General features: G+C 56.8%; 27 protein-coding genes and 2 pseudogenes. 24 read left to right on the forward strand and 5 right to left on the reverse strand.

The window, feature by feature from the left end:
* The first annotated feature begins 398 nt into the window (after positions 1-398).
* The 8 genes from G7068_RS00005 (at position 399) to G7068_RS00040 (ending at position 3785) form a co-directional block, all read left to right on the forward strand.
* A complete protein-coding gene (locus G7068_RS00005; protein WP_166287127.1) occupies positions 399-740 on the forward strand; it encodes a hypothetical protein in 342 nt (113 codons plus the stop codon).
* Between the two features lie 28 nt (positions 741-768).
* Entirely contained in the window at positions 769-1077 is a 309-nt protein-coding gene (locus G7068_RS00010) for a hypothetical protein (RefSeq protein ID WP_166287130.1), read from the forward strand.
* Positions 1074-1469, forward strand: coding sequence for a hypothetical protein (locus tag G7068_RS00015; protein ID WP_166287133.1), 396 nt, complete (start codon positions 1074-1076; stop codon positions 1467-1469). Before G7068_RS00010 ends, G7068_RS00015 begins: the two co-directional genes overlap by 4 nt.
* A 3-nt stretch (positions 1470-1472) precedes the next feature.
* On the forward strand, positions 1473-2066 hold the full coding sequence (locus tag G7068_RS00020; RefSeq protein WP_166287136.1) for a hypothetical protein: 594 nt from the start codon (positions 1473-1475) through the stop codon (positions 2064-2066).
* Positions 2066-2512: a hypothetical protein gene (locus tag G7068_RS00025; RefSeq protein ID WP_166287139.1), complete on the forward strand. Its 447-nt coding sequence runs from the start codon at positions 2066-2068 to the stop codon at positions 2510-2512. Before G7068_RS00020 ends, G7068_RS00025 begins: the two co-directional genes overlap by 1 nt.
* Positions 2509-2811 carry a hypothetical protein gene (locus G7068_RS00030; RefSeq protein ID WP_166287142.1) on the forward strand — a complete coding sequence of 101 codons (303 nt, stop codon included), beginning with the start codon at positions 2509-2511 and terminating at the stop codon, positions 2809-2811. The genes G7068_RS00025 and G7068_RS00030 overlap by 4 nt, the downstream gene beginning before the upstream one ends.
* Positions 2812-2959: 148 nt before the next feature.
* The gene (locus G7068_RS00035) at positions 2960-3184 is read left to right on the forward strand and encodes a hypothetical protein (RefSeq protein WP_166287145.1); all 225 of its coding nucleotides are present in this window, start codon (positions 2960-2962) and stop codon (positions 3182-3184) included.
* A 418-nt stretch (positions 3185-3602) separates the two neighbouring features.
* A complete protein-coding gene (locus G7068_RS00040; RefSeq protein WP_166287148.1) occupies positions 3603-3785 on the forward strand; it encodes a hypothetical protein in 183 nt (60 codons plus the stop codon).
* Positions 3786-3984: 199 nt separating this feature from the next.
* Here the strand turns inward: G7068_RS00040 and G7068_RS00045 are convergent, their stop codons facing one another.
* Positions 3985-4182, reverse strand: coding sequence for a hypothetical protein (locus tag G7068_RS00045; RefSeq protein WP_166287151.1), 198 nt, complete (start codon positions 4180-4182; stop codon positions 3985-3987).
* Between the two features lie 88 nt (positions 4183-4270).
* Here G7068_RS00045 and G7068_RS00050 point away from each other — a divergent pair, with 88 nt between their 5' ends.
* From G7068_RS00050 to G7068_RS00110, 16 genes and pseudogenes are all read left to right on the forward strand, one after another.
* Positions 4271-4753: a hypothetical protein gene (locus G7068_RS00050; RefSeq protein WP_166287154.1), complete on the forward strand. Its 483-nt coding sequence runs from the start codon at positions 4271-4273 to the stop codon at positions 4751-4753.
* Positions 4713-5807 (forward strand): DEAD/DEAH box helicase, encoded by a 1095-nt coding sequence (locus tag G7068_RS00055; protein WP_166287158.1) that lies wholly within the window; start codon positions 4713-4715, stop codon positions 5805-5807. Before G7068_RS00050 ends, G7068_RS00055 begins: the two co-directional genes overlap by 41 nt.
* Positions 5808-6483: 676 nt before the next feature.
* On the forward strand, positions 6484-6888 hold the full coding sequence (locus G7068_RS00060; RefSeq protein WP_166287161.1) for a hypothetical protein: 405 nt from the start codon (positions 6484-6486) through the stop codon (positions 6886-6888).
* 801 nt (positions 6889-7689) lie between these two features.
* Positions 7690-7989: pseudogene (locus G7068_RS16705) on the forward strand (WDGH domain-containing protein); the annotation flags it as partial.
* Positions 7990-8024: 35 nt separating this feature from the next.
* Positions 8025-8213: pseudogene (locus G7068_RS16710) on the forward strand (WDGH domain-containing protein); the annotation flags it as partial.
* A 624-nt stretch (positions 8214-8837) separates the two neighbouring features.
* A complete protein-coding gene (locus tag G7068_RS00065; RefSeq protein ID WP_166287164.1) occupies positions 8838-9023 on the forward strand; it encodes a hypothetical protein in 186 nt (61 codons plus the stop codon).
* Positions 9020-9214 carry a hypothetical protein gene (locus G7068_RS00070; protein ID WP_166287167.1) on the forward strand — a complete coding sequence of 65 codons (195 nt, stop codon included), beginning with the start codon at positions 9020-9022 and terminating at the stop codon, positions 9212-9214. Before G7068_RS00065 ends, G7068_RS00070 begins: the two co-directional genes overlap by 4 nt.
* 1505 nt (positions 9215-10719) lie before the next feature.
* On the forward strand, positions 10720-10914 hold the full coding sequence (locus tag G7068_RS00075; protein ID WP_166287170.1) for a hypothetical protein: 195 nt from the start codon (positions 10720-10722) through the stop codon (positions 10912-10914).
* Positions 10915-11226: 312 nt separating this feature from the next.
* Complete coding sequence (locus tag G7068_RS00080; RefSeq protein WP_280116224.1) at positions 11227-11826, forward strand: AAA family ATPase; 600 nt, start codon at positions 11227-11229, stop codon at positions 11824-11826.
* Positions 11827-12169: 343 nt separating this feature from the next.
* Positions 12170-12478: a hypothetical protein gene (locus G7068_RS00085; protein WP_166287172.1), complete on the forward strand. Its 309-nt coding sequence runs from the start codon at positions 12170-12172 to the stop codon at positions 12476-12478.
* A gap of 428 nt (positions 12479-12906) precedes the next feature.
* The gene (locus G7068_RS16360; protein WP_280116225.1) at positions 12907-13278 is read left to right on the forward strand and encodes a bifunctional DNA primase/polymerase; all 372 of its coding nucleotides are present in this window, start codon (positions 12907-12909) and stop codon (positions 13276-13278) included.
* Positions 13242-15437 carry a DUF3987 domain-containing protein gene (locus G7068_RS16570; protein WP_280116226.1) on the forward strand — a complete coding sequence of 732 codons (2196 nt, stop codon included), beginning with the start codon at positions 13242-13244 and terminating at the stop codon, positions 15435-15437. The genes G7068_RS16360 and G7068_RS16570 overlap by 37 nt, the downstream gene beginning before the upstream one ends.
* Positions 15434-15814 carry a hypothetical protein gene (locus tag G7068_RS00095; protein ID WP_166287178.1) on the forward strand — a complete coding sequence of 127 codons (381 nt, stop codon included), beginning with the start codon at positions 15434-15436 and terminating at the stop codon, positions 15812-15814. Before G7068_RS16570 ends, G7068_RS00095 begins: the two co-directional genes overlap by 4 nt.
* Positions 15815-15855: 41 nt before the next feature.
* Positions 15856-16272, forward strand: coding sequence for a hypothetical protein (locus tag G7068_RS00100; RefSeq protein ID WP_166287181.1), 417 nt, complete (start codon positions 15856-15858; stop codon positions 16270-16272).
* 117 nt (positions 16273-16389) lie between these two features.
* Complete coding sequence (locus G7068_RS00105) at positions 16390-16773, forward strand: hypothetical protein (RefSeq protein ID WP_166287184.1); 384 nt, start codon at positions 16390-16392, stop codon at positions 16771-16773.
* A complete protein-coding gene (locus tag G7068_RS00110) occupies positions 16770-17222 on the forward strand; it encodes a hypothetical protein (RefSeq protein WP_166287187.1) in 453 nt (150 codons plus the stop codon). The genes G7068_RS00105 and G7068_RS00110 overlap by 4 nt, the downstream gene beginning before the upstream one ends.
* A 4-nt stretch (positions 17223-17226) precedes the next feature.
* Here the strand turns inward: G7068_RS00110 and G7068_RS00115 are convergent, their stop codons facing one another.
* The 4 genes from G7068_RS00115 to G7068_RS00130 form a co-directional block, all read right to left on the reverse strand.
* On the reverse strand, positions 17227-17445 hold the full coding sequence (locus tag G7068_RS00115; RefSeq protein ID WP_166287190.1) for a hypothetical protein: 219 nt from the start codon (positions 17443-17445) through the stop codon (positions 17227-17229).
* A 2-nt stretch (positions 17446-17447) separates the two neighbouring features.
* On the reverse strand, positions 17448-17870 hold the full coding sequence (locus G7068_RS00120) for a hypothetical protein (protein ID WP_166287193.1): 423 nt from the start codon (positions 17868-17870) through the stop codon (positions 17448-17450).
* Between the two features lie 30 nt (positions 17871-17900).
* Complete coding sequence (locus G7068_RS00125; protein WP_166287196.1) at positions 17901-18845, reverse strand: peptidoglycan recognition protein family protein; 945 nt, start codon at positions 18843-18845, stop codon at positions 17901-17903.
* A gap of 155 nt (positions 18846-19000) precedes the next feature.
* The gene (locus tag G7068_RS00130; protein WP_166287200.1) at positions 19001-19486 is read right to left on the reverse strand and encodes a hypothetical protein; all 486 of its coding nucleotides are present in this window, start codon (positions 19484-19486) and stop codon (positions 19001-19003) included.
* Between the last annotated feature and the right edge of the window lie 9 nt (positions 19487-19495).

Raw genomic sequence — 19495 nt, forward strand, 5'->3', positions numbered from 1 at the left:
CCACTGAGGACGCGGCAAATTGCTACTGGAATGCGTCGGTTGCGGGCAATGGTCTCGGGCGTTCGTTTATCGACGTCGGTGGCGTGACCTACTATGCCGAGAACTAGGGGAGACGCGAAGTGAGTATCAAAACACCCGAGCAAATCGCGGATGAAATATTCAACACAGACATAAGCATTGGCCAGGATGACAAACCATCATCATTGCTGCAATCGAGCGCGACCGAGCGCAGCGCGACATTTACGAGCTGATCGCGGAAGCACTCGATGAGCGAGCACATTCCTGGGGTGAGGAAATGCCTAAGGATGCAGCTGAGGCAATCCGCTCAGGAAATCACGATGACATATGGAGCCGGTTCATTGAGCCGATGCTCACAAGATGACGGAGGAATTAGGGGCATGAGTAACAACACGTACTGGGGCACGGTCCCCGATCAGGTAGAGATTATCGAGCCGGGTGAGTTCGAGGACAATAACGGCACAACCAACGATCAGCCCGCAATCTGGATGGGTGAAGCGCTGATCGAGGGGGATCTCGAAGTCTGGAAATCGTTTGCCTACGACCTCATCGAGAAGATCAACACGATTGAGAACCGGCTGCATTTCGGCAGGGCGTTGCGCCCGGCGAGCGCGCTGAGCTCAACGAGCTTTACCGCAAAATGGAGGCTGCGCGCGAGGGTGACCCTGATGACGGCAATGATGATGAGCTGCAATCAAAGGATGACTTCATTGAGGCCCTGATGCGCTACGCGGGAATCGAGGATTGATCGTGGCAACAATGATGATTCACTACGAAAGCCCCGCGAGCGATCCATTCAAGGTGCCTCGCCCGCATCGTGTTCAGATTGAGGGAACGAAAGTCGGGAAGCCTGAGGGTGGAGAGATAGGGACGGTGACAACACTGTTGGGTTTCTGCCCTGCTGTCACGCCGGACCCGGATAACTGGCAGGTTGCCGATGCCCTCGAAGTTGCAAAGTATCCCGAGCACTACGTTGGCTGGTTCGCTCAGTTCATCGACGACGAAGGCAAGATGTTCGGCTACGACAATCCGATCAGCAGAGTCGAGGTAACGGCATGACGATATTCAATAGCCAAGCAGTCAATAACGACCCCCTCCCTGTCATGAACTACACAACTGGCAAAAGGGATACGGACGACGCATACATGTCGCTTGTCGGTGACGTTATCAGGCTGGAGCCGCGCGCAGAGTTCGTTGTCAATGACCCCAACCCGATTCTGCTTGCATTCCGGGACTATATGGGAGACGGCTACACGCTGAGACAGCTGAGGGAGCACGCCCATGACTGGGGACTCTTCACGCAAGGGTTTCAGTTATCAATGTCCCGTAGAGAAGCCACTCGGATTTACCAGGAAGTTGTACGCGACAAGGCGCGCCCGAGCCATGAGCGACATGCCAGCAAAGTGTTCGCCCGCCTCGCAAATCTCACCCCAGCTACCGAAGGAGCCTAAATCATGGCAGGAAAACCAAAGGTGCTCACCGACGTGCAGCAGGCGCACTTCGAGACCGTGCAGCGCGCATACGCGGCCTATGTTGAGGTGCGCGACACGGCACTCGCGCGCGCGAAGATCGCCGCTGAGGCTGAAGTCTCTGTCATGAAGCTCACTCTCTCAAAGGCAATGCGTGAAGCGCGCGCGAGCGGTGTACCGATGCGTCGAATGGGCGCAGAAATCATGGGCACCAAGGACTACTACACCGTGCAGCGCCTCGTGCAACTGGCCGACCATATCGGCCAAGTCGAAGAATCGGTGAAGCCAGCGGTCGAGGATCTCGCTGTCTTAATCCGAGAGGCCGGCACGGAAGCGGAGCGCATAATTATCACCCTCTCTGGCGAGGAACTCCTTCGGGCCAAGGACCGGGCCGACTGGGCGCAGCCCATCCCAGGTGAGTTCGTCTACGCCGAGTTCGTGCAGCATGAGAGCGGTAAGTTCATCCCGCTTACCGAAGGCTTTATCGAGTCGCTGGGAGAGCAGCATCCCGTCGTGGCCTGGGCTGACCTTCCGTCGAGCCAAGAAAAGCTCGCGAAGGCCGTGGAGGCGGTGCGCTGATGAGTGCTGAGAGAGAAGGCAAAGCTCGCGCTCTGGGTGAAGCGCGCGTCGTGGTGGGCTGGGATGATCGTCGGCACCGCAATGCTGACCTCCCAAACGAAATGTGGCACTCGCTTGGCGGCGTAGTGCTTGGAATTGCAACGGCGGCCGCAGCATTCCAACTGTGGCCCGAAGAAAAGGAGAGCTGGAGTTTGAGCGAAACGACTTCAACGCGCAGCGTCGAGATAGAACTACGTGTAACCGACAAGGGGCAGGTCGAAGCGTATGTATGCGACGCACAGGTTTCCCAGTGGGAAGAGGGCATGGGGCTACTTTCGAACTTAGATCGCGAGGAGTTCGCTGAGGAGCTAGAGAGCCTGATTAGCCTCAACGCTCAGGAATTGGCCGAATCGCTCGTGAAGGACCTGTTTGAGCGGGTCATGCCCAAAATGGAAGGGAAGAAGTGATGTCCACATTAATGTTGCGAGGGCTGGAATTCGAGTTGGAAAAACTCGATATTGACATCGTGGTTACGCCGAAATTCATCTCCGTGACGGTGAGCGCCATCGAAGCTGGGGATGAGGGCGCACACAATCGCCTATTTGCTCACACTCACCTGACCGACCTCGACCTTGAATCGCACCAGAGGGCGTTGGCGATGCGCTATCGGATGCAATCGCCGCATTCAAGGAAGCGTTGTCTGAGCAGGGCGGTTGGATTATGGAAGAGGAAGGGGTCGAGTGATGGAAAAGTTCACAGCAAGTAACGGGGTCGAGCTCAAGACTGAAAACAATTCGACGTTTGCTCGGCTTATGTGTCGAAAGGCAGATGAAATTATTGGAGATCGGAAGTGGCATCCGGTCGGCGAGGCTGTGACCAAAGGCGGTCGAAACGGATTCTCGCTAGAGTCTGCGATGGCTAAAGCGTTGCGTGAGTTCTTCCAGCATGAGCGTGACACCGAGCTAGGCCGGTGGCGGTGGCCGGAATACCCGGAGTACGTGGTGCGGAAGTTGCCTGACTCTAACCCCGAAACGGTGATCGTAATAAATGAGTCCTACGGGCCGAGCTATACATTTACCCGCACTGAGTCACTGCCTGGCGGCAACGTGCATAGCTCGGCGGCGGCGCGCTTACTTTGAAGCTCATCCCGAGCCGAAGCCGTGGCATGACGCGAAGCCAGGCGAAGTGTGGGCGGTGGACATCAAAGAAGGCAATGTGCTCAGGAACCGAACCGGGTTTGTTGTAAAAGTCCTTCGTGAGGTCAATATCATCGTCTTTCAGGATGGTAGTCAGGAGCATCTGGACGTCAAAAGCATCACTGCCGGTCGTCGTATCTGGCGGAGGTGGGCGCGTGAAAATTACACGGACCCTCGACAAGTGGTGGACGTTTGGCCGCACCACAATTCACCTTGAAGTGAGATCCAAAAAGAGTCACATGGGCCGCTTTGGTGGCGGCTGGAACTACAAAATAGGTGCGCAGTGGTCAAGTCGGTACTGCGTCATCATCAATCTGCTCATCGGCTCGGTACGAATTGACACCAAGAGAAAGGCCCAAAAATGCTCTACCTCCGAGTAAACAATCACTGGCGCCGAGCGCTGTACACCATCGACCACCCGAGCGGCGATCGTTACGCGCTCCTGCCCGTCTACGGTCAACCCGACACCGTGCTCAAGAGCGTCATGGAGCAGCAACCTTGGCTGCGAGACATTCGCACCCCAGAACCAAAACTAGCCAGCTAAAACGCACGACAAGATAAAGGAGAAATCATGACAACAGCATTTCAGAACACCTCCAAGGGTGAGGGTGCGGGGGTAAAAAGCTCCGCGCTGGTGGCCGTAAGTGAGGCCAAGGAGCGCCTCATCGCAGACCTGCGCAAAGTTCGCCCTTCCCCGACGGGACGCTTATCCGATGGAAGATGCTGGGCTCAAATCAGGTCACCTACACTTTCGCGGCAATGTTCGTGGCGGGATCCTGGTACTCGACGGCACAGGGCAATAACCCGATGGTGAATCCGAAGATGAGCCACCAGACCTTCCTTAATCTGATCGCATCAACCCGCTTGGCATCTTCGATCTTGAGATCGCCAGCGACTTTGAAAAGATCGACCTCTAAAGGAGCCTGACCTTGAAGATTCACCCCCACGATCCCAACGCCACCGACGATCTGCCGCGCTTTACCGATGGGCAGAACGAGATCATCGAAGGCGTGCTCGAGGAGCCAACGTGTGCGTTCCTCAACGGCTCAGATGGGCCAGGGCAAGACCGGCGTGACTGCAGAAATCGTACACCGCGCCAAATGGGGGCGTGTGTTGATCGTGGGGGTGAAAGATACAGCTGGACAATGGGCCGAGGCGCTGCAAGATCAGAGTGACGGGGCGCTCAATCTGCGTACAGTGAACTCGACCAAGGCAGGGAAGTCAAACCTTGCCGCAATGCTCGCGGGGGAGCCAGGAATCTTCTTCTCAGGTTCCCAGTACCTCACAGCCCAGGACTGGGACCACCGAAACAAGCTCGACGCCGAGGGCAAACCCATTCCCGAGCTCGATCGCGATGGCGCGCCGGTAATCAAATACACGAAACTGCCAACTGCGCCGGAGTTGCCAATGCCGGTTTGGCAGCTTGGCTTTCACGGGCCCGAGTTTGCTGAGCCCGCGTATGTGCGCGAGCGTGTTCACCTCCACCTACAAGAAAATGAAGGTGCCGTTTGATGCGCTGATCGTTGACGAGGTTCATATCCTCGCGGCAAACCGAAAGAACGTCGGCCGCCGCACTCTACTCTCCATCCCGACGAAATGGAAGGGCGCGCTGAGCGGTACGTTCTACGGCAACAAATTCGAGAATGCCTGGAGCATCACGGGTTGGCTTTGGCCAAAGTTGATTGACACATCCTTCCACCGCTGGAAAGACGAATGGTGCGCACTCGGCGAGCCTGTCTTTGTGAAGCGCAATGGCAAGCTTGTGGAAATTGAGCAGATTGCTGGCGAGAAGGAGCCGGGAGAGTTCGTGAAATCGTTGCCGAGTTACTTCCGCATCGAGGCCGAAGAGAAGGTGCCTGATCCTAAGCTGGTTTACATCGACCTCTCTCCAGTTCAGCGTATGCAGTATGACCAGATGGAGCGAGACATGCTCGCGTGGCTCAAGGAACGCCACCCGCTTTCATCTGAGCAGACTCTCGCGCCGCTTGTCGCCGAGGTACCCATTGCGCAGCGACAGAGGCTCCGCACTGCAACCTTGGGAGAGATGTCGTTTGACGAGAATGGTGAAGTGACATTTGCCGACGATTGCGTGAGCACAACTCTTGATGCTGTTGGTGGGATTCTCAATCACTACGGTCGCCAAAAGGTCGTGATCTACACCGATTCGAAGCGCTTTGCGAAGGTCACCGTGCGGCGAATGCTTCGGGCCGGGCTTTCCGTTGCTGAGTGGTCTGGGGACGTAAATAGTGTGGGACGTGACGCAATCAAGGCTGCGTTTCTTACGCCGCTTGACGAGGGCGGGTTGCAATACATTGTGGCTGTCACAAAGGCGTTTGGAACTGGCCTCGATGGATTTCAGAAGGTCTGCTCGAAGGTAATCGAAATGTCCGAAGTTGAGGGTGATGCGGTAACGGAGAATCAGGCTGTTCATCGCATCTGGCGCCGAGGTGTTGATAAAGAATTCGAGCACGTCAAGATCGTGGCGCGCAACACGTATGACGAGGGCGTGCTTGCAGTCCTGCGGGGTCGATCGGCCTCTATGGCGGTCACAATGAAGGCCGCATGAACTGTTGTGTTTAGTCAGCTAATTTTGAACACTAATATGAGTGATTGGAGAGATGCGATGAATGCTCGCCAAAATACGCTTTTCGTTTGAGGCCCACGGGTCCGAGGAGATGCGAGAGATGATTGATGCTATGAGGATGCGAGCTCGAGTGGAAACTTACCGCGATCGCTCGCACAGTTGCGATTATCTGCAGTCATTTGTGGTGCCCCGAAATCTCTCTCGAGGTTGTCAATGTTGACCTCGCCGATGAGTGTGATGGCTGCGCGCGTGAGCTGAATATCTCCAAGCTCGCGCGTGAATTAGTCGACTAAATTTCACGCAAGACTTACCGTGCGGGTTCTCGCGCAGATAGGACAAACGAAATGACGATGACGCAAGTAGGGGAGTCGCTATGGAACTTCCGATCAATTATTCAACTTCATCATGGCAGGAGCGGCGTGAAGCGCGTGAGGAGTATGCCGGAGGCAGAAGGGGATGTGCTTCTACTGCAGATCGCAACTCGACAAAGAGCCGCCGAGCGCAATAACCAAGAAGCCGGTCAACTGGAAGCTTTTTCCGCCCCAGTTTCTCAAGTACCCAGTCCACCTTCAACACAACCACGACACTGACATGACGGAAGGGGCTGTCCACGCTTACTGCAACGCTGTGATGTGGCAGTACGAAGGACGATGACACCATGACACCAGAACAGAAACGCGCACAGATCGACAAGTTGCGAGAGCTGGCAGACCCGCAGTTCAACCTCTCGATTCCCGACGGGGCGAAGCGGGCAATCACTCTCGTTGCTGACGCCTTGGAAGCGACACCAAACACACCAGACCGTGGCGAGCTCGCAAAGCTGCTGGCCGAGAAATTGGTGGACGCGTGTCTTACTGGGCTGCTCGATGAGGAAGCCGTGGGGTTGGCTGACGCGATCCTTGCTGCGTATCCGCGGTTTCTCGTGCTGCTGTACCCGAAGCGACAGAACCGGAATGGGAGTACAGCGTTGGGCACCGCAATTCGAAAGGTGGCTACTCGGCTGATGCCGACATGGACGAGGACGAGTTGTGCACCAGCCTTATCGAGGTACAAGAGCGGGTAGTCGAAGCAGTCGAAAGTGGCACTTACGCCAATGCTCTGCCTTTGCGTCCGCCAACGAGTGTGGTTGCCGGTACCGGAGAGGGCGAGGAATGAAGCGCAGCGAGATGAAATGCCTGGCATATGAGAGGCCGGGACGCACCCCGTTCGAGGTGCGCGAAATAAAGGGCGGGTTCACGACGATGTTGGGGCGATACGCCGGTTTAGTTGCGTCAACGCCTCTCGGGTTGGACTCTTGCACTGACACGTTGGGAGGGCCGACGCCCCGTGATCTTTACCTGATTGACGATAAGGACGGAGAGAGCGGTGAAGCGTGACACTCCGGAGCGCGTTTCGGTCTCGTGCGCGCGCGATGGAATCAGATCTGTGGCTGGCGCGGTAGCTGAGCGTAAGCAAGACTTGACGAACGATCGAGGGTGCGGCAGAGGCTTCTGCGCGCGTCTCGGCGATGGTGCGTGACCGGCAGAAAGCAGCGCATGAAGAGGCCGACCTAAAGGCGCAGTTTGAGGGTTGCACTGAAGCGCAATGGCACTCAATGGCCGGTGGTATCCGTCGTCAGATGGAACAAGAAACCGTGAGCGTGGACATGCCTACGAAGCGCACACGATCCCGCATAACGAACTTGGAGGGGCGCGATGACTGAGACAGAACGCAAGACAGCGGTCGAAACGGCCGCACGGGTGATCTGGGAGCAAAGGCGAACACTTGATCGCTCACTTGGTGACTCGTGGGAGCTTGAACTGAGCATCAACCGCGATCGATTTTCGAGAAGCTGAAGCTCTCGCCGCTGCTGGTTTGTTGGTGGGTGAGCCGAGCGAAGAACAGCGGGAGCGGGCCAAGAAAAGTTGCTAGCGGGGTATTCATCGACGGAAACCCATTCTCAAACGTTGAGGATGCGTGGATAGACGGTTTTACTGAGGGCTCCGCTCTCTCTGCTGCTGGTGTCGTCCCGGTTACTGGTAGCACCTCTGACGGTCATCACACTTTTGACGAGCTGTACGACTATCGAATGCTGTACAACGCTCACGCGGCGATGGGTGGCTTACTGGCTGGTATTCCAGTGGTGAAATCTTGGAAGCACTCGGACGGTGAACCGTGCTTTGGCGTAGGCTGGTTTTATCGTGACCGGCGACGCTTCCGACTGGCCAGGTGTCGAACCATTATCGCGCGGAGCATTGGGACCTATTCGCTGTTCCCGAGGCGGAACTGCCGCCTGAATATGACGGGCATACGCCTCAGGATGCCGCCGAGCCGTTTACGCATCGCTGCTGGTGTCACCCCACCCGCACCGAACATGCCAAACCTGCAATGAATTGGGCTTGTGGGTAGCAACCACATGAACTCTGGGGAGTGCCCGGATTGTGTGACTGCCCCGAGAGTTGAACGCGAGAAGCTATCGGAGCAGTACACGCCAAGGCGTTCGTTATGCTCTCCAAGCGTCACCCTTGCAGCAGACACCATGGATCACGAGACTCGTCGGAGATGTCGTGGATATGGCTGCGGTGCCCTGGCCTCTCCGGTAGAGCCGGTAACGGCAGACGAAGCGAAATTGGCGAGGCTCGTGCTGAGGCCGTTCGTGAAACCGCCGACTATTTGGAAAGGATTGCGCCAAAAGGTCTGATTGACCGTGCAGACGTTCTGGCAGACATGGAGATCGCTGCTGACAGGTTCTCTCGCGGTATTCACGCAAATGGAAGGGAGCGAGGTGGTGGCAATGAGCGTCACAACGATCACGTTCAAGGTCCATACCCATCTAGACCCAGAGTGCCGCTTCCATGCCGGAGTTCGAGCCCTGTGGGGTTTCCGGTGGCTCTACAAGTGCGACGAGTGCAGGCGGGGTGATCGTAGTGAGTGAGGGATACACGCCAACACGGACGAGATATTCAACCTCACAATAAGCGTGACGGCTACTGAGGAGTTCAAAGCCCAGAGACGGCAGGAGTTTGGGCGCGCATGCTTGCTGAGGTTGAGCGTGCCGCCGCCGAGAAAGCGTGGGACGATCTTGCCCGGATTGCATACCCGCTGTACGAGGCGGCCGAGGCGGTCTATGTGGGGCACAAGGAACCGTCAACGCTACTCGCGCCACTCGGGAAGCTTGCCGCGCAGACAAACCCCGTATCAACGAGAGGAAGAGAATGAGCGTAACCGTGGCGCTAATGCTGTCCGCGCTCCCGTTTGCGATCGTCGCTTTTGGCGGCTTAGTAAATGCCGGTGTTGAGAGCGGGATTGATGATCGGAAGGCAACGACATCCGCGCGTGTAGCAGTGTGGTGCGGGTCGGTTGCCGTGACCCTGTTTATAGCTGGACTTTGGGCGGGAGTGGAATGGTGAGCGGAAACTTGATCTTGACGAGTTAGAACGCATGCCGGTGCGAAGCATAGCCCACATGTGCGGGCCCTGATCGCTGAGCTAACGAGAAGCACGCGCAGCAGTTAAGAAGCATGAAGTGGACCTTAAAGAGTGGGAAGAAGTAGGTGCTCCACGTTGGATCGAGGCCCGAGAGGAACTCGTGGACTCCGTGCGTGCCGAGCGTGACGCGGCATTGGCGGCAATCGCTCGTGTCCATGCAGCAGTCGAGTCAGCGAGACACTGGAATGAAGGGTGCGGATGGGATGTGCCGTCCATTAAGGTGCTCAAGCACTCGCGTCAGACGGGGGTGATGATGGTGATTTGTCACTCTGGGCTTCTGTCGTTGCACTCGTTGTGTCCCTGTGTGCTTGTTGGTTTGGCTGGCACTGCAGGCAAAGTATGGACCCCAGCTCACGCACCCATCGAAGGCAAGCGCGAAGGCTGCAGCGCAAATACTCAAAGAGCGCAGCGAAAGGAACCGAATGACTATCGACCAAATCATTGAGGCAATAGCCGACTATCGCGACTGGATTGAGCGTCAACTGTTTGGTGCCCGATCGACGTCGAGACGTATCGAGAGCACCTAGAGATCGAAGAACTACGAGAGAAAGCGGAGCCCTTGCGCGAAAAGGAATCCTGAGGCTGAATTGCGGCACGCCATTCAGAAGGAGTGAAGAAGCCGAAATGTCTCGTGGTGAGTCGCTCTATGTTGACTACGAGAAGCCGCTACTCGGGTCGAGGCGCGCGCCTTGTGTCGAGGTTGCCCACTCCTTGAGCTCTGTGATGAGCGGCCCAAACTCGACGCCCCGCATGGGGGGTGGGGTGTCGGGTATACGGTTTCAGGAAATTTCAGAAACCGCTTGACAGGAATTAACACTAATGTGTAGATTAGTCAGCAATGGAAAACGCAAACAAAAACAGATTGGAGGATCATCGTGGCACTTACGATGATGAGGTTCGTCGCTAGCGTTGACATTCTCAAGGCACCGACTGCGCGAGATATGCAGCAGAAGATCGGCGCTTCGAATTCGCCAATGGCTGCAATTACTGCCTTGCCTGCAACCTTATGGGCGACATGCGGGAAACGCCGATGCTCGACCGGGCGTACCTTGGCCGCGTTTGGGGAACTGCAATTCATGCCCTCAAGGAAATGCGGCAGAAAGCCTGGCTCGCAGAGCAGCGGAAGGCTGATCGTGCAAGAATGGGATGACATCAAGCGCCAGCGCATTGCGCCGTTTGCTCGCAGATTCCCTGACGCGCAGGTTGAGAAGCGATTCTCTCTCGGCTTATCCCTGGATATGGTCGCGTCGGCTCCACCGCAGACCTCTTTCTTCCCAGTGAGGGGCATCTGTTTGACTGGAAGGGTTCGAAGCGCAAAGACATTCTGTTGCTGATTGACTTCCTGCACATGCAAAAGGGCACCCTGAAGGATCTTCGGTCGACGGCACCAGGACGTCAAGCTCAGCGAAGCGCAGTACGCCGAGCAGATGGTCAAGATGGAGTACAAGGTAACGGGCTACTTTGCCCAGCTTCAGAGTTACGGACGAGGCAAGGCGCTGCAGGGTTACGACGTCAAGCGAATGAGTATCGTGCTCATTGCGCGCGACGGCACTGGCTGGTTTGATAACCCTGCCTTGACGGTTGGGAAGACGAGCACAAGAAGCACGATCTTTACGTACTGAGTTTCGACTACAACCCCGAATACGCCAACTTTGTCTGGCAGCGCGGCCTCGACATCTGGGCCGAGCTCCAGTCGGGCAAGCCTCTCGAGGGTTTGAGCGCAACGTGAATTGCTTCCCCTGCTCCCTTGAAGTGAAGAACGCGCAGGAGCAAGCAGTTGTCACGCCAATTGCTGCATAGAACACCAATGCGTGAAGTAGTCAGCTAAAATCACAAACTAGGAGGATCATTATGTCCAACGTCACAACTCTCCAACTCCGACATTCGCGGCGTTCATTCAACCGCCCGAGGAAGTTGGTCGACCGAAGAGCATTCTGCTCTACGGCACGCACGGCACTCGCAAGACCAGTATCGCCGGTTCGATCATTAAGGCGCCAGGCTTCAAAAAGGTGCTCTTCATTGATATTGACAATGGTGCTGAAGTGTTGATGAACGATCCCGTAATCAAGGAAGCCATTGTCGAAGGTCGTTTGCAAATCCTTCAGGTTTCGTCGCTCGATGGCGATGCGTTCGTAAAGATCAATGCCGTTGTTGACGAGATCACCAAAACCGATTTCGGCTACGATGCGGTGATTCTCGACACACTTGACGTCGCTCAAGATGTGGCGGAAAAGGTCATTAAGAAGAAATACGAAGGCTCCAAGAACACCTTCGGTGTGTTCGGTGATCTCGGAATCTGGACCGATGAGATCGTGCGCAAGCTGCACGAATCGAAGCACTTTATGTCGATCGTTACCTGCCACTCCAAGGAGCAGACCCTCGAGTCAGGCGCTCACCGAATCCTGCCAAGGCTCTCCGGCTCAAGCAAAGACGCAATCGGTGGCATTCCGTCGATCGTTGCATACTCGAGTACCAGGCAGATCCCGAAAGTGGCAATACGCACCTCGTTGCTCGTGTCGCCGAGAGTGAAGTAGTGATCTCCAAGAATCGCTACTCATTGCCGCCATTCATCATCGACCCCGACTTGCCGAAACTGTTCGAGATGATCGAGGCCAAGACCACCCACCAGTCCAACCAAGAAGAAAAGGCGCCGCCTAATCCCAGGCACCGGCCACCCAAATTAGTCACTAAACATCTAGGAGGAAACATCATGGCTACAGCACTCATGGCTGAAGTTGACAACCAGGCAGAGGATCTCATCAAGGAGGCGAGCAGCTTTGAGATTCTGCCCGCAGGTTCGTATGAGGTCACGATTCGCAAGGCGAGGTAGGCGAATATGGCGAATCCTCGAATAACGCAGGCCGCAAGTATCTGAACTTGCAACTGCGCGTGATCGACGGCGCGCCAGTGGGCGCAGGCCGCATTCTGTTCGCAATGGTCCCGCTGTTCCAGCGCTGGGCGCCGACCCAGAAGAACCCTGCTGGCGCAGTCGCTTCTGACTTCTTCAACTTCTTCCTGGCCGTTGGCGCAACGAAGGAAGCGGTGACGACCGGCAAGGGCCTCCCGCTTCTCGAAGAACTTGGTGGTACGCGTCTTGGCATCGGCGTTCGCGTTCAGGATCATTTCAAAAACGCTGGCGAGAAGGAAAACAGCGTCAATTTCTTACCGCGCCCCCAAGGCCCTTGAGGGTGTCGTCGAGCCTGGCGCATCCGCGGTTGGCAGCGCGTTCGCCCGAAGGAGGGCGCCGAGTCACCTTGGGGTAACAAGGGTGACAAGGGCGGTAGTGGCGATTCTGCCCTTCAGGCCGCCGCCGAGGGCTCGGGCAAGGCGTTCTAGTTTTATCGCCGCAATGGGAGAGGGGACTCCAAAGCTGTAGCGGGCGCGGCAATCCAGCCGTAGCCCACCGCAGCAAAACCCAATAGGGGTGCGACTACATCACGCACGGCGTCGGTAGCGGATGCCACCAACCATTCAGGGCAAACCAGCATTTGAATGGCGGCGGTGACTGCCAGCAACTCGGAGGCGAGCCAGCCTCTCGGTAGCGACACGGCACCAGGTTCGACTCCTGGCGACGCACAGATTCAAAACATTCAGTTTGAGCGAAAGGACGAATCATTTCAGGCACCGCCCTCAGCTCGGCACTCGAAGTTGCTGATCTTGGACTTAGAGTATTTCCAGCCGTACCTGGCAAGAAAATTCCAGCAATGGAAGGGTGGCAGGAAGCGGCCACCACGGACCCGCTCACTATCCAGCAGTGGTTTACAGAAAAGCCCTACAGTAATTACGGCATCCGTACCGGCCTCGCAAACAACATCATCGTCATAGACCTTGACGGTGAAGAGGCGCGCAAATGGTGGAAGAGCACTGGCATAGAGGACTCCAGTGCCATTGTCTATTCGCCGCGCAAGGACGGGGGAGTCACCACTACTTCCGTGTCTACGACGTCGAGATTGGTAATTCCCGATCCAAGCTCCACCCAGGCGTAGATGTGCGTGGCGAGGGTGGCCTCGTGGTGGGCCCTGGCTCGCGAACTAGCGAGGGCGTGTATACGGGGTCGCTCAAGAACATCCCGGATGCGCCACAAGCACTCCTCGACCTCATTCCTGAACGTCAGTCGTACAAGGAAATGAGCGATGAAGAGGCCGCCGAACTCGCAGGGGTCGAGAAGGTTGCCGAACCCTCTGAATCAGAGCTGGCAGACCTTTCCCACATCCAGTCGTGGCTTCTAGCGCTTCCTCGGAAGTGGAGCGCTGGCGACGGGTGGCACGACACTGTATTCCGCTCAAGCTGCTGGCTCTGGCGCATGGTGCGAACGCCGAGCTACGCGCTCACCGAGGACAAAGCGCTTGAGATCATGCTGACCTGTACGCCGGTCTGGCCGGAGTGGTCCGAGGACAGGATTCTCGAGCAATGGGAAAGCGCGCGCGAGTCCACGCGGGGCCAGTTCGCCGACCCGCCCGCCGAGCAGTTGCCGGAGATCCTCGATTTCGTAGAGTCGGTCAATCTTCTTCCGGCGTTCGCACCTAAATCGCAACGCTCTTTCTTGGAGGTCGTCGGGGATCCCGACGCCAAGCCAGTCAAACTGATTGAGGAGTGCTTGCTGGCGGGCCTCGGCGTGCAGCAGACGGCCTCCGTGATCTATGGTTCTAAGTGCTCTGACCGGTACAAGGGTGGCGAATACGGTTTGCGGCGGCTCTATCGCGATGTGGAGGGCGTCGAGTCAAAGCTGAAGCCTCGAGTGTCCGAGGCGGCCACCACTCCGGCTGCAGGCACCGCAATCGTGATTGACGATGCGCCTGCCACCGAGCCTGTTGCCGAGTCCACGCAGGAGCCGCTGGCAACGATCGAGAAACCGGACCTGCCAGAGCGCCCAGAAGCGGCCAAGCTGCTCACCGAGAGCGAGCGCCGAGCCATCACTGGTAAGTCGTGGTGGGGGACCGACTATCTTGAATGGGCGAAGGAGATTACCTCCGTCTACAACGGGCCCTACCATCGCATGAATCGCTGGTTTGTTCTCTCAGCTGTGTTCTCCACCGTGGGGATCATCCCGTATGAAGGTGGCAGTGACAAAGGTCTAAATATCTACGGCTTTGTGATCGGCGACACCACTACCGGCAAGTCAGAATCGCTACGCATCATGAACTCGGTCTTGCGAACGTGCTTCACCGAGGAGGACGATCCAGACATCGGTGGCGATCCGTCCCCTTCAGCGCTCGGAGCCAAACTGATTGAGCGCGACGGGAAGGCCACGCTCTTCAACAAGGATGAAGCACACGGTCAGATTGCCGAGATGAAAAAGAAGGACTACCTGGCTGGCTTGTCACAAGCCCTCACCTTGCTCTACGACGGCGAGGTGCCAAAGATGCTGAGAACGACCAACAAGGAGGTCTCCGACAAGCGCGCGCGCACCTACTTCTCGATTCACTACATGGGCACCTTCGAAGGCGTAACTGACGTGCTCGAACCGAGCGACTGGGAAAGCGGGTTCCTTCCTCGATTCGTCTGGGCGATCGGTGACGAGCATCAACGCACCAGGGAGGCAATGCGGCCGCGAATTCGGCAGCCAGGGCGGGGCCGCGAGATCGACCCGCGCGCGATGCAAAAGCAGTGGGCGGCCCAGTTCCGGTCAACCGCCAATCGCATTGCTCCATCGGGCGAGCCTGCTGAGATGGAGATTGACGATTTCCTGATTGAGCGCTTTGTCACCTGCCAGGAGCGCATGTACGAGCTCGCCGACGAGCAGCCCGAGATGAAGGAGCGCCTCTACCCGTCCGTCAAACGAATGTCCGATGCGATCCTGAAAGCCGCGTGTCTGGTGGCACTGTCGGAAGGTCGTAGGGTGCTTGAGGAAACCGACCTACTTCTTGCCATCGAACAGGGCGAAGAGTGGTTCGGAAACCTCTTGCACCTCGTAACCGCAACGGACTCATCGCCGTTCGTGCGGTCAGTCGCCAAGCTTGAGAAAGTGATTCGAAGCGCGGGCGGTGAAATGCGAATGGAGAACGTCTACCGCAGGTCGCCAATGGAAACCAAGGGCGCCACAGATACGCTGGTTGCACAGCTAGTTGCCGAGGGTAGGGCAAAGCGAGAGCTGCAGAACAACGGCGACACTCAAATACTGAAACTGATTGGAGGAGTAACATGACAACACTATTAGGCAAGGCGATAGCCGCCTACGCAGCATCGGACCTCATTGGACGACCGGAGCGGCGCGTGCTCGCGAAAGAGCTGGCGGAATTCGACGCGCTTTCAAAGAGGCAAATCGCGTCGATTGTGCGACTCGACCCGAATGAGCTGGTTGACGCCTTTGAAAAAACGGATTCGCGTGGGGGCCGGCTCAATCCCGAAACGCTCGAGATCATCGAGCAGGCATTGACCCTGCCCGAAGGTGAAGCGATCGCCCTGTACTACAAGGCGTACCAGGAGGGGACCTCCGTGGATGCGATTGCCACCCTGATCGGGCAAAGCCGAGATTACGTTTGGAATCGCATCCGCAAGCACAAGAAGGGATTGGAGACGTGAGTCGTGGCTGAAGTCGTCCCGTGCAGGTGCATCCCTGGCCGATGACTGAAGGGCAGCTCGCGGTGCTCAAGGAGGCCAAAGCCGGAGCTGATCTCGAAATGAAGATCATCCCAACGAGGGCCGTACCTGGGCTTCATGCCCGCGTGCTCGGCCTGGGAGGTCCACCTCCGTGGGTATCAGACTGCGCATTAGTGTCAAACCCCTGTGACGTCGACTCGGTGCGCCACGCCCTGATATGGATGCTCACAGCCCCGGCCGACGACGAGCGTGGATTCATGGCGAAGGACTGGCTGGAGGCTGTTCTGGGTGATGAAATTGCAGAACTGCCAACGCCTGAGTGTAAATGCCGCTGCGGTAACAAGCTTGCCGTTCGTAACTATCATCCGCTTAATGGGTGCTGTGAACCGTGCTTTGAGGAAGGCTGCTATCTAGTTGAAGGGATGTGCTTCTGTGATTGACACCAATCTCGCTAGTCTCTGGGGCAACTGGGCCACCTACTTCAAGGAATGCCGTCGACAACACGAAGCGGGAGAGGGCGCAATCCCGATGATGAGCCTAGCGAACTCCTTGCTCCGATGACACCAGCACTCGTTTCGGCCGCGCCATCCACCCTGCGCAGCAAGTACAAGCGCCTTGAAGCTGCGGGCTGGGAAGTGTGGGTGGAGGTGGCGATGGTTCGCACTGGTCGCACGTTCTACAGGGGAACTGACAGGGCGGGGGAGGTCAAGCTCGAACCTTGCGACGTTCAATACTGGCAACTGCGCGCCAGGCGTCGCCATGACGGAAAAATGGTGGCCGCTTTCCTGGCTACCTGGGAGTCCAAGGGTGCGAACAGGTTCGTAGATGCCTTCACCTGGGATGTTGTCACCAAAGAGAAAGTGCTCCACACGAAGCTGAAGGACATCGACCCGTGGCTGGATGTGCTCGCGCCCGTAAGAACGAAGGAGAAGGCTGCATGACAACGTTATTGACCCTCGACCCTGGGGGAACGACAGGGTACTCTCTCTGGTCGGTGAACGACTCCGACCCGATTCGCTTACTCGAGCATGGGCAGTGGCAGAGCGGGATCGACGGGGTTATCTCCAATCAGGTGGTGATCTGTAGGGCCGACATTCTCGTGAGCGAGTCATTCGTAGATGACGGACGCACGCCGAAGCCGGATGTTCAAGCACTCAGGATTGAAGGGGCTCTCATGACCATGCGGGCACTTGCTGGCCAATCTGCACCGATTTTTCAGCGAAACGTTTACAAGGCCCACGCGCCCGACGAGCTACTCAGGCGCACGGGTTATTGGAAAAAGGGTCAACCGCACGCGACTGACGCGATCCGGCATGCGATCGCATGGGCAAAAACGCGAGGGCACCGGCCAACAATCGAATCGTTGTGGCCGGTGCCCGAGATGAATTAGCTGACTAAACCTCGTCAGTAAACGGCTGAGGTATTGCGGCCCCAGTGACATCGTTCACATTGGTCAGGGCTGTAGTGAGAGCGATCGCTCCGAGTACGTCGGCGGTCTGCGAGAAGGCTCCAGCCAGTTCTGGCGATACCAGCGTGACAAAGAAGCTCGTGACCTGTGCGGCCACGCCGACGATGTAAATCGCAAGGCGAGTCTTGTGGTGGTTGGTGAGCATGGTTATTCCTTCGGTTTGTTCTTTGTTGGGTTGAGGGTGTCTTCGATGTCTTCTAGTCGGTCAGCGATCTCGTGAGTGGCTTCCGCCTGTTTCGATTTCCAACCATGCGACCAATCAAGGTGCTGGCCGAGGGTGCGTGAGAGTTCTCGAATCTCTTCACCGCGCGCGATGTCGCGATTGTCGAGACGCCCGACATCCTTCCGCAACCCTCGGATCTCGCTCATTACGGCAGTTTGATTTGCGTCAATGTTGTCGCGAAGGTTGTAAGGGGCGCCGCCCGGGAGCTTGTGATCGTTCTCGACCTGCTCCCTCACGCTCTTTACGCTCTTATGCTGGCGGGAAAGCATTGCAATCACGATCCCAGAGAGAGCTGTTGACACGACACCGCCTGCGCCGACGACGGCTATCCAGAAAGCTTCTGACATGAAGGGCTACCTAATAGATGAGGTTCAGCGTTATTCGGAGCGCCCGCCGTCCCAATAGAACTCCGTGACCTCAACCTCTTTACCGTTCTGCACTCGCGCTAGCAGTCGAACGAGCTGACCCTCTGCGAGGCGACGATTGAAGTTGATCTGGAATGACAATTTGCCGAGTGAATCGATTGTTTTACGCGGGTCGGCGATCTGCAGTCGGTTCTTGTTCTCGCCAGTCTCGCGAACTAGCTGGAAGGCGACTCGAGTTCCGGCCTCGCCTTCCATGGCGATGTTAATCGTGCCGGAGAGGAAGCCGGGGCCTCGCGCAATAGTCCTGTCGCCCCACTTGTCATCTGTCCACTTATCGCGGAACGTAATGTATTCGGTATTGCCACCCTTGATCTTCTGCGGTGCCTTTCGGCTGCTTCCGCCGGTAAATTCTTTCACGATTTCCTCCCCATTGGGTGCTGGTGCGCCGGTAGCGCCTGAAAGGATCGCATTGGCGCGATCCACGATGTTGTTGAGTTGGCCGTGCAGGAATGGGCCGGGGCACTCCGTGTAGCCGCCAGGGAGTACCTCGCGATGGCCAACCACCCGGCTGCGATCAACCCGACCCCACCCGTAACGCTTGCAGAGATCAGCCGCTAGCTGGGCCAGCTTCTCGACCTGCGCCCAGGAAACGCCCCAATCAGGGGCCCCAGTCGTGTTGACGGTCTCGACAGTAACTGAGTTCCGGTCATTGTCGTAACCTGGGGCATTCGAGGTCCAGGGACGATACTCCTCGGGAACGATGCCCACAAGATCGCCAGTTGTAAGTAGACAATAGCTTGCCGACACCTCCCGGCTGGAGGATGAGAGTACGGCAATATTGCCATCATTCGTTCCACCTGCGGTGTGATGGATGATGAGGCGATTTACGGCGCGAGGCCCGATGTCGTTGTACTTAGACGTCGGTGCCGTCCAGGCGGTGAGTGGTGAGTGGGTCATAGCCTCTGCTCTCTTTCAAAAGTTAAGTTGTGTCGCCTGAGTTCGCTTCTAAGTGGTCGATTGGGTGACGAACGCCTTCTGCGTCATCGGGAGACAATTTCTCGCGTACTCGTGGTGCCCGCAGTTCGGCGTCACTAAGGTTTTGAGCGACATGGTCACACCCCTACCACTTCACGCAAAACCAAGCGATTATTAGGGGCGGCATTGTTGTCGTTGTTCCCCGAGATTTTGTCGTTCGTAACGTAAAAATACTTACTCACGACGTCTGCGCCGACTTTCGTCAGTAGACGCACTCCATAACCGGAATAGAGCTGCACCTGGGCTTTCGAGATGAACTGATGAGTGAAGTTCACGTTGACTGCCGCACCACTTGCGTACTCGGACCAGATTAAGCAAACACCGCTGAGTTGGCTAGAAATCGATTCTGTGAGGTCGATCGACTGAATGCCATTTAGGAAAACCGAGCCGGACCAGAGTACCTTTCCTGGCTTAGACATTTTGCCTTCAAGTGGCAAGAGTCGATTGTCAAAATTGCCGAGGGCAGTGTCCAGTGCATTTGCCATCCCATTGTGATGTGCCTGGAACGGGGCAATCTTGGTATTCGTGTCGATGAGGGGAATGCCTCTGGGTGTTGTTGCCACTTGAATCTC

This window comes from Leucobacter viscericola (genome assembly GCF_011299575.1).
In the GTDB taxonomy this organism is placed as follows: Bacteria; Actinomycetota; Actinomycetes; order Actinomycetales; family Microbacteriaceae; genus Leucobacter; species Leucobacter viscericola.